This is a genomic window from Silvania sp. (genome assembly GCF_051656365.1).
Classification (GTDB): domain Bacteria; phylum Pseudomonadota; class Gammaproteobacteria; order Enterobacterales; family Enterobacteriaceae; genus Enterobacter; species Enterobacter hatchlandensis.
The window spans coordinates 91827-104696 of record NZ_JBOGBT010000035.1 but is presented as its reverse complement, the minus strand read 5'-3'; the positions used below and the strand labels follow the sequence as shown (position 1 = coordinate 104696).

Genomic DNA, 12870 nt, shown 5'->3' with positions numbered 1-12870 from the left:
GGCATTCATTTATGATGCCCATCTTGTCATGGACTGATGTACCGCCATTAAGAGATGCTGGCTTGCCCGGCACGAAGTGTGTTAATGATGATGTCCATGATGAAGAGGTAGTGAATGTCAGGCAGCACCTTATTGAAAACGTTGGTTTTGTTCGTCGCCCTTTGGGCACCCCTCAGTCAGGCAAACACCGGTTGGCAACCCGTTCAGGAAACGATTCGCAAAAGCGATAAAGATACCCGTGAGTATCAGGCGATCCGTCTTGATAACGGGATGATCGTGCTGCTGGTGTCCGATCCACAGGCCGTTAAATCTCTGTCGGCGCTGGTCGTGCCGGTCGGTTCGCTGGAAGATCCTGACTCTCATCCTGGCCTTGCGCACTATCTTGAGCACATGACGCTGATGGGCTCAAAGAAGTATCCGCAGCCTGACAGCCTTGCCGAATTTTTAAAAATGCACGGTGGCAGCCATAACGCCAGCACCGCGCCGTACCGTACTGCCTTTTATCTGGAAGTGGAAAACGATGCGCTGGAAGGCGCAGTCGATCGCCTTGCGGACGCCATTGCCGCACCGCTGCTGGATAAAAAATATGCCGATCGCGAACGTAATGCCGTTAACGCCGAGCTGACCATGGCTCGCACCCGGGACGGGATGCGCATGGCCCAGGTCAGTGCAGAAACCATTAACCCGGCGCACCCTGGCTCGCGTTTTTCCGGTGGTAATCTCGAGACGCTGAGCGACAAACCTGACAGCCCGGTTCTCGACGCGCTGCATACCTTCCGCGACAAGTATTACTCCGCCAACCTGATGAAGGCCGTGGTGTACAGCAACAAACCGCTGCCTGAGCTGGCAACGCTTGCAGCCCAGACCTACGGCCGGGTGCCGAATAAAGATATCGCCAAACCGGAAACCACCGTACCGGTGGTGACTGATGCGCAGAAAGGCTTAATCATTCATTACGTTCCTGCGATGCCGCGCAAGGTGCTGCGCGTCGAGTTTCGTATTGATAACAACACCGCCCAGTTCCGCAGTAAAACCGATGAACTGGTGAACTACCTGATCGGCAACCGTAGCCCTGACACGCTCTCTGACTGGCTGCAAAATCAGGGGCTGGTGGAAGGCATTCGCGCCGACTCCGATCCTGTTGTCAACGGCAACAGCGGCGTACTGGCGATCTCCGCCACCTTAACCGACAAAGGGCTGGCTCACCGGGATGAAGTTGTCGCGGCCATTTTCAGCTATCTCTCGCTGCTGCGTGAAAAAGGCGTGGATAAACGCTACTTTGACGAGCTGGCGCACGTGCTGGATCTCGACTTCCGCTACCCGTCAATCACCCGCGATATGGACTATGTCGAGTGGCTGGCTGACACCATGATCCGCGTGCCGGTCGCGCATACTTTGGATGCCGTTAACATTGCGGATCGGTATGATGCCGACGCTGTAAAAGCTCGTCTGGCAATGATGACGCCGCAGAATGCGCGTATCTGGTACATCAGCCCGAACGAACCGCATAACAAAACCGCCTACTTTGTGAATGCCGAGTATCAGGTGGACAAAATCAGCGAAAACACCTTCGCCGACTGGCAGCAGAAAGCCGCCGGGATTGCGCTCAAGCTGCCGGAACTGAACCCCTATATTCCGGAAGACTTCACGCTGATTAAACCTGTGAAAGACTATCCGCAGCCGCAGCTGATTGTGGATGAGTCCAACCTGCGCGTGGTTTACACCCCGAGCCGCTATTTTGCCAGCGAACCGAAAGCCAACGTCAGCATGGTGCTGCGTAATCCACAGGCGATGGATAGCGCCAAAAATCAGGTGCTGTTTGCCCTGAACGACTACCTGGCCGGGATCGCGCTGGATCAGCTCAGCAACCAGGCGGCGGTAGGTGGGATCAGTTTCTCCACCAATGCCAACAATGGCCTGATGCTCAATGCCAACGGCTACACTCAGCGTTTACCGCAGCTGTTCGAGGCGCTGCTGAATGGGTATTTCAGCTACACCGCAACCGACGATCAGCTGGCGCAGGCGAAATCCTGGTATACCCAGATGATGGACTCTGCCGAGAAGGGTAAAGCCTTCGACCAGGCCATTATGCCGGTGCAGATGCTGTCGCAAATTCCTTACTTCCAGCGCGAAGAGCGCCGGGCGCTGCTGCCTTCCATCACGCTGCAAGAGGTGATGGCGTATCGGGCAGCCCTGAAAACCAACGCCAGACCGGAGTTTTTGGTCGTCGGTAACATGAGCGAAGATCAGGCCAAAACGCTGGCGCAAAACGTCCGCAGCCAGCTGGGTGCCAACGGTAACGAATGGTGCCGTAACGAGGACGTGCTGGTGGATAAACAGCAGAACGTCATTTTCGATAAAGCAGGCAGCAGCACCGATTCTGCGCTGGCGGCGGTGTTTGTCCCAACGGGCTATGACGAATATGCCAGCTCGGCGTACAGCGCAGTGCTGGGGCAAATCGTTCAGCCGTGGTTCTACAACCAGTTGCGCACCGAAGAGCAGCTCGGCTATGCGGTGTTCGCCTTCTCCATGAACGTTGGTCGCCAGTGGGGAATGGGCTTCCTGCTGCAAAGCAGCGATAAGCAGCCAGCCTATCTCTGGGAGCGTTTCCAGGCCTTCTTCCCGCAGGCAGAAGCGAAGCTGAGAGCCTTAAAACCTGAAGAATTTGCTCAGATCCAGCAGGCCGTCATTACCCAGGTCACTCAGCCGCCACAAACCCTGGGTGAAGAGGCCTCAAGGATCAGCAAAGATTTTGATCGGGGTAATATGCGCTTCGATTCGCGTGATAAAGTAGTGGCCGAGATCAAACAGCTCACGCCGCAGAAAGTGGCCGACTTCTTCCATCAGGCGGTGGTTGCCCCGCAGGGGATGGCTATCCTGTCGCAGGTGTCCGGTAGCCAGAGTAAGCAAGCCACCGATACCCAACCGAAAGGCTGGACCGTCTGGAAGAGCGTGAGTGAATTGCAGCAATCTATGCCCAGGAGTAAGAACGAATGACCGATACCGCTGAGTCCCTTGACCCCCTACGTTTACCGTTACAGGGGGAACGATTGATAGAGGCCTCAGCGGGAACCGGAAAAACCTTTACCATCGCAGCACTCTATCTGCGACTGTTGCTCAAACTGGGCGACAGCGCAGCCTTTTCCCGCCCTCTGAGCGTGGAAGAGCTGCTGGTGGTGACCTTCACCGAAGCCGCAACAGAAGAGCTGCGCGGGCGTATTCGCGCCAACATTCATGAGCTGCGCATCGCCTGTCTACGGCAAAGCACCGATAACCCCTTATATGCCCGTCTGCTGGATGAGATCGTCGATAAACAGCAGGCGGCGGCATGGCTGCTGCTGGCCGAACGGCAGATGGATGAGGCCGCGGTGTTCACTATCCACGGTTTCTGCCAGCGCATGCTCAGCCTCAATGCCTTCGAGTCCGGGATGCTGTTTGAGCAGCAGCTGATTGAAGACGAGTCAGCCTTACGCTATCAGGCCTGTGCGGACTTCTGGCGTCGCCACTGCTACCCGCTGCCGCGCGATATTGCCGAAGCGGTTCACAATCAGTGGAAAGGCCCGGAAGCGCTGCTCCGGGCCATCGATCGCTATCTGCAGGGGGAAGCTCCCGTCATCAAATCGCCACCACCGGCGGATGAAACGCTGGCCTCCCGCCATGAGAAGATCGTCGCTCTCATCGCCGGGATGAAACAAAAGTGGTCTGAAAGCGTGGGCGAAATCGACGCCGTTATCGAAAATTCCGCCATCGATCGGCGCAAGTTTAACCGTGGTAATCAGGCAAAATATGTCGAACGTATTACCGCCTGGGCGCAGGAGGAGAAGCACAGCTATCAGCTGCCCGACGCGCTGGAAAAGTTCTCCCAGACCTTCCTGGCGGAACGCACCAAAGCGGGTGGCGTGGTGCCGGAACATCCTTTGTTTTCCGCTATCGACACCCTGCTGGCTGAGCCGCTGACCCTCAACGATCTGATGATCACCCGCGCGCTGGCGGAGATCCGTGAAGCCGTCGCGCGTGAAAAACGTCGTCGCGGCGAGCTGGGCTTTGACGATATGTTGAGCCGCCTCGATGCCGCCCTGAACAGTGAAAACGGTGACGCGCTGGCGGCGGCGATCCGGGGCCGTTTCCCGGTGGCGATGATTGATGAATTTCAGGATACCGATCCCCAGCAGTACCGTATTTTCCGCCGTATATGGCGCCAGCAGCCGGACACCGCGCTGCTGCTGATTGGCGATCCCAAACAGGCTATCTATGCGTTTCGCGGCGCGGATATCTTTACCTACATGAAGGCGCGTGGCGAAGTTGCGGCCCATTACACCCTCGACACCAACTGGCGCTCGGCACCGGGAATGGTCGAGAGCGTGAACAGCCTGTTTTCACAGATGAACGATGCCTTTATGTTCCGTGAAATCCCCTTTCAGCCGGTCAAATTCGCCGCCAGAAATGCCGGACTGCGCTTTGAACTGCACGGCAAAACACAGCCCGCGATGAACGTCTGGCTGATGGAAGGCGAAGGCTGCGGCGTCGGAGATTATCAAACCTTTATGGCCCAGCACTGCGCGGCGCAAATCCGCGACTGGCTGAGTGCGGGCGTACGCGGCGACGCAATCCTCTACCGGGGCGATGAAGCCCAGCCGGTGAAGGCGTCTGACATTACGGTGCTGGTGCGCAGCCGTCTGGAAGCGGGGCTGGTGCGTGACGCGCTGACCCTGCTGCACATTCCGTCGGTGTATCTCTCCAATCGCGACAGCGTGTTTGAAACCCTGGAAGCGCAGGAGATGCTCTGGCTGCTGCAGGCGGTGCTGGCACCCGAGCGCGAAAGCACGTTGCGCAGCGCGCTGGCAAGCTCGATGCTCGGCCTGACCGCGCTCGACATCGACACCCTCAATAACAGTGAAGAACTGTGGGATGAGGCGGTGGAAGAGTTTACCCGCTACCGCGAGCGCTGGCAGAAGCGCGGGGTAATGGCGATGCTGCGTGACATTATGACCCGGCGCAACATCGCCGAAAACATGCTGGCCACAGCCGGGGGCGAACGCCGACTGACCGATATTTTGCACATCAGCGAACTGTTGCAGGAGGCAGGAACCCAGCTGGAGAGCGAGCATGCTCTGGTGCGCTGGCTGGCGCAGCATATCGCCGATCCGAACAGCAACGCCTCCAGCCAGCAGATGCGCCTTGAAAGCGACAAACATCTGGTCAAAATCGTCACCGTCCATAAATCGAAAGGGCTGGAGTATCCGCTGGTGTGGCTGCCGTTTATCGCCAATTACCGCGTACAGGACCAGGCCTTTTATCACGATCGCAAAACCTTCGAAGCAGTGCTTGACTTAAGCCAGGCCGACGACAGCGTAGAGCTTGCCGAAGCCGAACGGCTGGCGGAAGACCTACGCCTGCTGTACGTAGCGCTGACGCGATCCGTATGGCATTGCAGCTTAGGTGTCGCGCCGCTGTTTCGCCGTCGCGGCGACAAATCTGGCGAGAGCGATTTCCATCTGAGCGCGCTCGGGCGGCTGATCCAGCAGGGCGAGCCGAAAGACGCGGTGGGCCTGCGTCAGTGTCTGCAAACCCTGTGCAATGAGCACATTGCGCTGCAGGTGGCCGGGGTCGCCGACACCGCCCGCTGGCAGATGCCGGCGCCGCTAACCCCGGATCTGCAGGCGCGGCAGATTGCCCGCGTGCTGTACGATGACTGGCGGGTGACCAGCTATTCCGGCCTGCAGCAGCACGGGCACAGCGTCGCCCAGGATCTGATGCCGCGGCTCGACGTCGATGCCGCAGGCGTTGGCGACGTGGCCCCGGAGCCGGCGCTGACCCCGCACCAGTTCCCGCGTGGCGCGTCGCCGGGCACCTTTTTACACAGCCTGTTTGAGGAACTCGATTTTACGCAACCAGTCGACCCCGAGTGGATGCTGGAGATGCTGCAAAAAGGCGGCTATGACGTCCGCTGGGAGCCCGTCCTGACCGGGTGGGTAAACCAGATTCTGCAGGCACCGCTCAACGAAGAGGGGATCGCTCTGAACCAGCTTCGCGAAGCGGACAAGCAGGTGGAGATGGAGTTTTATCTGCCCATCGCCGGGCCGTTGACCGCCGATGCGCTGGATGCCCTGATCCGCGAGCACGATCCACTCTCACAGGAGTGCCCACCGCTCGATTTCCGCCAGGTGCGCGGGATGCTGAAAGGCTTTATTGACCTGGTGTTCCGTCACAACGGCCGCTACTACCTGCTGGACTACAAATCCAACTGGCTGGGGGCAGACAGCGAGTCTTATACCCCGCAGGCGATGGCCAAAGCGATGCAGTCCCACCGCTATGATCTGCAATATCAGCTCTATACCCTGGCGCTGCACCGCTACCTGCGTCACCGCATTGCTGACTACGACTATCAGCGGCATTTCGGCGGCGTTATCTACCTCTTTTTACGCGGGGTGGACGGCAGCGCGCCGGGCGCAGGGTGCTTTGCCACCCGTCCGGATGTAGTGTTAATTGATCGCATGGACAGGCTATTTGCCGCCAGCAAAGAGGAGCTTGCGCAATGACGATGCAGAAACTGCTACTGGAAGCCGTAGAACAGAGGGTGCTGCGTCGCCTGGACGTTCAATTCGCAATGATGGTGGCGGGTAACGATGAACCCGCCGTGATGCTGGCGGCGGCGCTGTTAAGTCGCGATGCGGGAGAAGGGCATGTCTGCCTGCCGCTGTCGCAGCTGCGGGCAGAGGCGAAAACCCCTGCGCTACTGCAGGCCTGTTTTGCGCTGCACGACGACTCGCTGGACTGGCCCCAGACGCTGCTGCGCTCGCCGGCGGTCAGTAACGGCGAGTTGCCCACGCCGCTGGTGCTGATTGGCGACAGGCTCTATCTCAACCGGATGTGGCGCTACGAACGGGCGGTGGCCGGGTTCTTTAGCGAGGCCAACCAGCCGCTGGTGCATGACAGTCGCGAAATGCAGCGCACCCTGAACGCGCTGTTTGCCTCTGACGAAGCCGTCAACTGGCAAAAGGTAGCGGCGGCGGTGGCGTTAACCCGCCGTATCTCGGTGATCTCCGGCGGGCCGGGAACCGGCAAAACCACCACCGTCGCCAGGCTGCTGGCGGCGCTGATCCAGATGGCGGGGGAAGGGCGGTGCCGCATCAGGCTGGCTGCCCCTACCGGGAAAGCTGCCGCGCGCTTAACGCAGTCGCTGGGCGGGGCGCTGCAAACGCTGCCCCTGACCGACGGACAGCGCAAGCTGTTCCCGGCCGAGGCCAGCACGCTGCACCGTCTCCTCGGCGCGCAGCCCGGCAGCCAGCGTCTGCGCTACCATGCCGGGAATCCGCTGCATCTGGACGTGCTGGTGGTGGACGAAGCCTCGATGATCGACCTGACGATGATGTCGCGCCTGATCGACGCTTTACCGCCCCATGCAAGGGTGATTTTCCTCGGCGATCGCGATCAGCTGGCCTCCGTAGAAGCGGGGGCGGTGCTGGGTGATATCTGTACCTGGGCCAGCGCGGGCTTTACCGCCCAGCGCGCACAGGAGCTGTCTGAGCTGACCGGGTGTCAGATGGAAGGCAACGTCAGCCCGGTGGCGGGTGCGCTGCGCGACAGCCTGTGCCTGCTGCAAAAAAGCTACCGTTTTGGCAGCGATTCCGGTATCGGCAAGCTGGCGGCAGCGGTGAACCGCGGCGATCGACAGGCCATGCGTGCGGTGTTTGACGGCGGATTCAACGATATCGAGAAAAAGCAGCTGCAGAGTGGCGAAGAGTATATGGCGATGCTCGAGGATGCTCTGCTGGGCTACCGGCATTTTCTTGACACCGTCCACCAGCAGGCGCCTGCGGAAGAGGTGCTGACCGCATTCGGACGCTACCAGCTGCTGTGCGCCCTGCGCGATGGGCCCTTTGGCGTCGCCGGGCTCAATGAGAAGCTGGAGCAGGTGCTGGTGCAAAAACGCCGGATCAGCCATCAGCCGTATTCTCGCTGGTTTGAGGGGCGGCCGGTGATGATTTCGCGCAACGACAGCGCGCTGGGGCTGTTCAACGGCGATATCGGGATTGCGCTGGAGAGAGGTCAGGGATTGCGCGTGTGGTTCCAGATGCCGGACGGCAGCGTCAAGTCCGTCCAACCCAGCCGTCTGCCGGAGCATGAAACCGCCTGGGCGATGACGGTCCACAAATCTCAGGGTTCTGAGTTCGATCATGCGGCGCTGATCCTGCCGGTACAAATGTCACCCGTGGTGACGCGGGAGCTGGTGTACACCGCTATCACCCGCGCCCGTCAGCGGCTGTCACTGTATGCCGACGAAGGCGTGCTGGCGCAGGCTGTTGTCACCCGTACGGAGCGGCGTAGCGGCCTGAGTGCCATTTTTGAAGCGATGTGAGTCAGTCAAAAGCCGGGCGTATGCCCGGCCTGAGCGGTGACGGCGAGTTAGCTTAAATCCGCCATCAGCACCTTTGAGCGGCGCTGATAGTTGTACATCTCTTTTTTGGATTCCGGCAGGGAATCGATATCCACCGGCGAGAAACCGCGTTCCTGGAACCAGTGGATGCTGCGGGTGGTGAGCACAAACAGCTTGCTCAGGCCCTGCTGGCGCGCCTGAACGGCGATCCGCTCCAGCAGCACCTCGCCGCGCGATGAGCTGCGGTAGTCCGGATGTACGGCCACGCAGGCCATTTCACCAATCTTCTCTTCCGGGAAGGGGTACAGCGCTGCACAGGCGATGGTGAGATTGTCGCGCTGAATGATCGTGAACTTGTCGATCTCCATCTCCAGCTGCTCGCGCGAGCGACGTACCAGGATCCCCTGCTGCTCCAGCGGGCGAATAAGCTCGAGGATCCCGCCGATGTCATTGATGGTGGCACGACGGATCTGCTCGGCGCTCTCCATCACAATCTGGGTACCGATACCGTCGCGGGAGAACAGCTCCTGCAGCAGGGCGCCATCTTCCTGGTAGCTGATCAAATGGCTGCGGCGCACGCCGCTGCGGCAGGCTTTGACCGCACCGCGCAGGAAACGCACCGTGCCGGAGTAGTAATCCCCTTGTTCTTCCAGCGCTTCTACCCGCGCCTGGGCTTCGTTAGGGAACAGCTCAGAGACGATATTCCCCAGCTCGTTGATTACCCCCTGCGAGGAGCAGAAGCCGATCATTTTCTCAGCCTTCAGTTTGATGGCCAGCTGGGTGGCAATCTCTTCCGACGTGAGGTTAAAGCTTTCGCCGGTGACAGAGACCGCGACCGGGCCGGTCAGCACAATCGCACCGCCGTCCAGCTGGCGGTGGATGGCTTCTTCATCAATACGACGAATACGCCCGCTGTGGCAGTAATCTACACCGTCGTCGACGCCAAGCGGCTGCGCAATAATAAAATTGCCGCTGACCACGTTGATGTGCGCCCCCTGCAGCGGGGTGTTATTCAGGCTCATCGACAGCCGCGCAGTAATATCCAGCTGCAGCAGACCGGCAGCCTGCTTAACCAGCTCCAGCGTTTTGGCATCGGTGACGCGGGTGTGTTTATGGTAAAGGGGTTCGTGTTGATGAACGGACAGATTGGCTTCAATCTGCGGACGGGCGCCATACACCACCACAAGGCGAATACCCAGGCTGTGCAGCAGGCCGATATCATTAACTATGCTGGAGAAGTTTTCATGCTCAATGGCTTCGCCACCCAGCATGATGACAAACGTTTTTCCCCGATGGGTATTGATATAGGGAACAGAATGGCGAAAACCCTGGACCAGTTCGATTCGACGTTCCTTCACCACGGCACAACCCCTTTAATGAATGTTTATTCGTAATTTTTGTATTTTTATTCGAATATCGCCTTGCGCGCAAGCCAAACTTTTTGCCGTAACAAAGAAAATCAGACCAAACCGTAGGTTAACGTATGATTGTTTACCCTTTTCTGGGTGACAGCTTATGCATCATTCGTTAAAGTTTTCGGTCAATTTGGACGTAATGAGAATTTATTCGATATCTTTGCTCGGGAGAAGCATGTCGGGATCCAGTAAAGCATTAAGTCGTCGCCGCCTGTTACAAGGGGCCGGGGCCATGTGGTTACTTAGCGTAAGTCAGGTGGGGCTTGCTGCCGTCAGTCAGGTGGTAGCGGTACGCGTCTGGCCATCGTCGACCTATACCCGCGTCACGGTCGAGTCAAACCGGATCCTGAACTATAAGCAGTTCGCGCTGAGCAATCCTGAGCGCGTGGTGGTGGATATTGAAGGCGTAAATCTGAACTCGGTTCTGAAAGGCATGAGTGCGCAGATCCGTGGTGACGATCCTTACATCAAGTCAGCGCGCGTCGGGCAGTTTGATCCGAATACCGTGCGGATGGTGTTTGAACTGAAGCAGAACGTGAAGCCGCAACTGTTCGCTCTTGCGCCGGTAGCCGGTTTTAAAGAGCGTCTGGTGATGGATCTCTATCCGGCGAACGCGACGGATATTCAGGATCCGCTTCTGGCCTTGCTCGAAGATTACAACAAAGGCGATCTCGAAAAGCAGGTTCCGCCTGCACAAAGCGGTCCGAAGCCGGGGAAAGCCGGACGCGATCGCCCGATTGTGATCATGCTCGATCCTGGTCACGGCGGGGAAGACTCCGGTGCGGTGGGCAAATACCATACGCGTGAAAAAGACGTGGTGCTGCAGATCGGCCGCCGCCTGAAGGCGTTGATCGACAGAGAAAGCAACATGCGCGCCTACATGACGCGCAACGAAGACGTCTTTATTCCGCTGAAGGTGCGCGTTGCCAAAGCGCAAAAGCAGCGCGCGGATCTGTTCGTCTCTATTCATGCGGACGCCTTTACCAGCCGTCAGCCCAGCGGATCGTCGGTGTTTGCGCTGTCGACCAAAGGGGCAACCAGTACGGCTGCAAAACTGCTGGCAGATTCGCAGAACGCCTCTGACCTGATCGGTGGCGTCAGTAAGAGCGGCGATCGCTATGTCGATCACACCCTGTTCGATATGGTGCAGTCCCTGACCATCACCGACAGCCTGAAGTTTGGTAAAGCGGTGCTGGGTAAACTGGGCAGGGTGAATAAACTGCATAAGAACAGCGTCGAGCAGGCGGGGTTTGCGGTGCTGAAAGCGCCGGATATCCCGTCGATTCTGGTCGAAACGGCGTTTATCAGTAACGTGGAAGAGGAGCGTAAGCTCAAAACGGCGGCGTTCCAGCAGGAAGTGGCGGAGTCGATTCTGGCGGGGATAAAGGCATACTTCTCTGACGGGGCGACGTTAGCCAGAAGAGGATAATCAGGATGCCGGGTTAACGCCCGGTAAAATGACAAACTGCAGATACAAAAAAACACCCTTGAGGGTGTTATTTGTTTTTAGAAGTATTGGTTGCGGGGGCCGGATTTGAACCGACGACCTTCGGGTTATGAGCCCGACGAGCTACCAGGCTGCTCCACCCCGCGTCCGTCTTTCTACTCTGTAGAAAAATACTTCATCAAATTTTAATTGGTTGCGGGGGCCAGATTTGAACTGACGACCTTCGGGTTATGAGCCCGACGAGCTACCAGGCTGCTCCACCCCGCGTCCGTGGATGCGCACTATACTCGGATGACTTTTTGTTGCAACCCTTTTTGGTAATATTCATCAAATTAAGCTTTGTTTGAACAATTTGGCAACAATCAGAGCGTTTATTGCGCAAAATTTAGCTAAGGGGATGTAATCGCATTTCAATACCCCTGCCGGTTTGTTATCTTCATTTCGCAGAAACGGGCAACTTAAAGACGAGAGACAATGAAAGGACGTTGGGCGAAGTATCTGATGACGGGCGCACTGGTAGCAATGCTTGCAGCCTGTTCCTCCAAACCGACCGATCGCGGTCAGCAATATAAAGATGGGAAATTCACCCAGCCTTTCTCTTTAGTGAATCAGCCTGACGCCGTGGGCGCGCCAATCAATGGCGGCGACTATGCGGAACAGGTGAGTCAGATCCGCAGCGCCTCACCACGGCTGTATGGTTCGCAGAACGCTATCTATAATGCTGTGCAGGATTGGCTGCGTGCCGGGGGCGATACCCGCACCATGCGCCAGTACGGTCTCGATGCGTGGCAGATGGAAGGCACCGATAACTACGGTAATGTCCAGTTCACCGGCTACTACACTCCGGTGGTGCAGGCGCGCCATACCGCACAGGGTGAGTTCAAGTATCCCATCTACCGCATGCCGCCAAAACGCGGTCGTCTGCCGTCCCGTGCCGAGATTTACTCCGGTGCGCTGAATGAGACTTACATCCTCGCCTACAGCAACTCGCTGATGGATAACTTCATTATGGATGTGCAGGGCAGCGGCTATATTGATTTTGGCGACGGCAGCCCGCTTAACTTCTTTAGCTACTCCGGTAAGAACGGCCACGCCTATCGCAGCATCGGCAAGGTGCTGATCGACCGTGGCGAAGTGAAGCGAGAAGACATGTCGATGCAGGCGATCCGCGAGTGGGGCGAAAAGCACAGCGAATATGAAGTGCGCGAGCTGCTGGAGCAAAACCCGTCCTTCGTCTTCTTTAAGCCGCAAAACTTTGCCCCGGTGAAGGGCGCGAGTGCCGTACCGCTGATTGGCCGAGCGTCGGTAGCCTCTGACAAGACCGTGATCCCGCCGGGCACCACCCTGCTGGCAGAAGTGCCTACGCTGGATCACAACGGTAAATTCTCCGGCCAGTACGAGCTGCGCCTGATGGTGGCGCTGGACGTCGGCGGCGCAATCAAAGGCCAGCACTTTGACATCTACCAGGGGATTGGCCCGGATGCAGGCCACCGCGCGGGTTGGTATAACCACTATGGACGCGTCTGGGTGCTGAAAACCGCGCCGGGGGCAGGCAGCGTTTTTAGCGGCTGAGTATGATAATATTTCGGCACTGTTTTCCTCCCTCTTATTAACAGAGGGCTGGGGTGAGA

At 58.1% G+C, this 12870-nt stretch carries 6 protein-coding genes and 2 tRNA genes; 5 read left to right on the top strand and 3 right to left on the bottom strand.

Annotated elements, in window-relative coordinates:
• The first annotated feature begins 114 nt into the window (after positions 1–114).
• From ptrA to recD, 3 genes are read left to right on the top strand one after another with little or no spacing between them, the layout of a single operon-like run.
• Positions 115–2997, top strand: coding sequence for a pitrilysin (gene ptrA / locus ACRDD5_RS06645; RefSeq protein WP_271281665.1), 2883 nt, complete (start codon positions 115–117; stop codon positions 2995–2997).
• Entirely contained in the window at positions 2994–6539 is a 3546-nt protein-coding gene (gene recB, locus ACRDD5_RS06640) for an exodeoxyribonuclease V subunit beta (protein WP_438676269.1), read from the top strand. The genes ptrA and recB overlap by 4 nt, the downstream gene beginning before the upstream one ends.
• Positions 6536–8359 (top strand): exodeoxyribonuclease V subunit alpha, encoded by a 1824-nt coding sequence (gene recD, locus ACRDD5_RS06635; RefSeq protein WP_438676268.1) that lies wholly within the window; start codon positions 6536–6538, stop codon positions 8357–8359. Before recB ends, recD begins: the two co-directional genes overlap by 4 nt.
• Before the next feature lie 47 nt (positions 8360–8406).
• Here the strand turns inward: recD and argA are convergent, their stop codons facing one another.
• Positions 8407–9738: an amino-acid N-acetyltransferase gene (argA, locus tag ACRDD5_RS06630; RefSeq protein ID WP_271281668.1), complete on the bottom strand. Its 1332-nt coding sequence runs from the start codon at positions 9736–9738 to the stop codon at positions 8407–8409.
• A 229-nt stretch (positions 9739–9967) separates the two neighbouring features.
• On the opposite strand from argA, the gene amiC reads away from it, so the two are divergent.
• Entirely contained in the window at positions 9968–11221 is a 1254-nt protein-coding gene (amiC, locus tag ACRDD5_RS06625) for an N-acetylmuramoyl-L-alanine amidase AmiC (protein WP_271281669.1), read from the top strand.
• Positions 11222–11308: 87 nt separating this feature from the next.
• Here the strand turns inward: amiC and ACRDD5_RS06620 are convergent.
• Positions 11309–11385, bottom strand: a tRNA-Met gene (locus ACRDD5_RS06620).
• A gap of 44 nt (positions 11386–11429) precedes the next feature.
• Positions 11430–11506: transfer RNA gene (locus ACRDD5_RS06615), tRNA-Met, on the bottom strand.
• A 207-nt stretch (positions 11507–11713) separates the two neighbouring features.
• On the opposite strand from ACRDD5_RS06615, the gene mltA reads away from it, so the two are divergent.
• On the top strand, positions 11714–12811 hold the full coding sequence (gene mltA, locus ACRDD5_RS06610) for a murein transglycosylase A (protein WP_271281670.1): 1098 nt from the start codon (positions 11714–11716) through the stop codon (positions 12809–12811).
• Positions 12812–12870: the final 59 nt, after the last annotated feature.

What these genes read in the sequence shown, in the direction of transcription:
- ptrA (WP_271281665.1), top strand. Translation starts at nt 115, where the DNA reads ATGTCAGGCAGCACCTTATTGAAAACGTTGGTTTTGTTCGTCGCCCTT.
- recB (WP_438676269.1), top strand. Translation starts at nt 2,994, where the DNA reads ATGACCGATACCGCTGAGTCCCTTGACCCCCTACGTTTACCGTTACAG.
- recD (WP_438676268.1), top strand. Translation starts at nt 6,536, where the DNA reads ATGACGATGCAGAAACTGCTACTGGAAGCCGTAGAACAGAGGGTGCTG.
- amiC (WP_271281669.1), top strand. Translation starts at nt 9,968, where the DNA reads ATGTCGGGATCCAGTAAAGCATTAAGTCGTCGCCGCCTGTTACAAGGG.
- mltA (WP_271281670.1), top strand. Translation starts at nt 11,714, where the DNA reads ATGAAAGGACGTTGGGCGAAGTATCTGATGACGGGCGCACTGGTAGCA.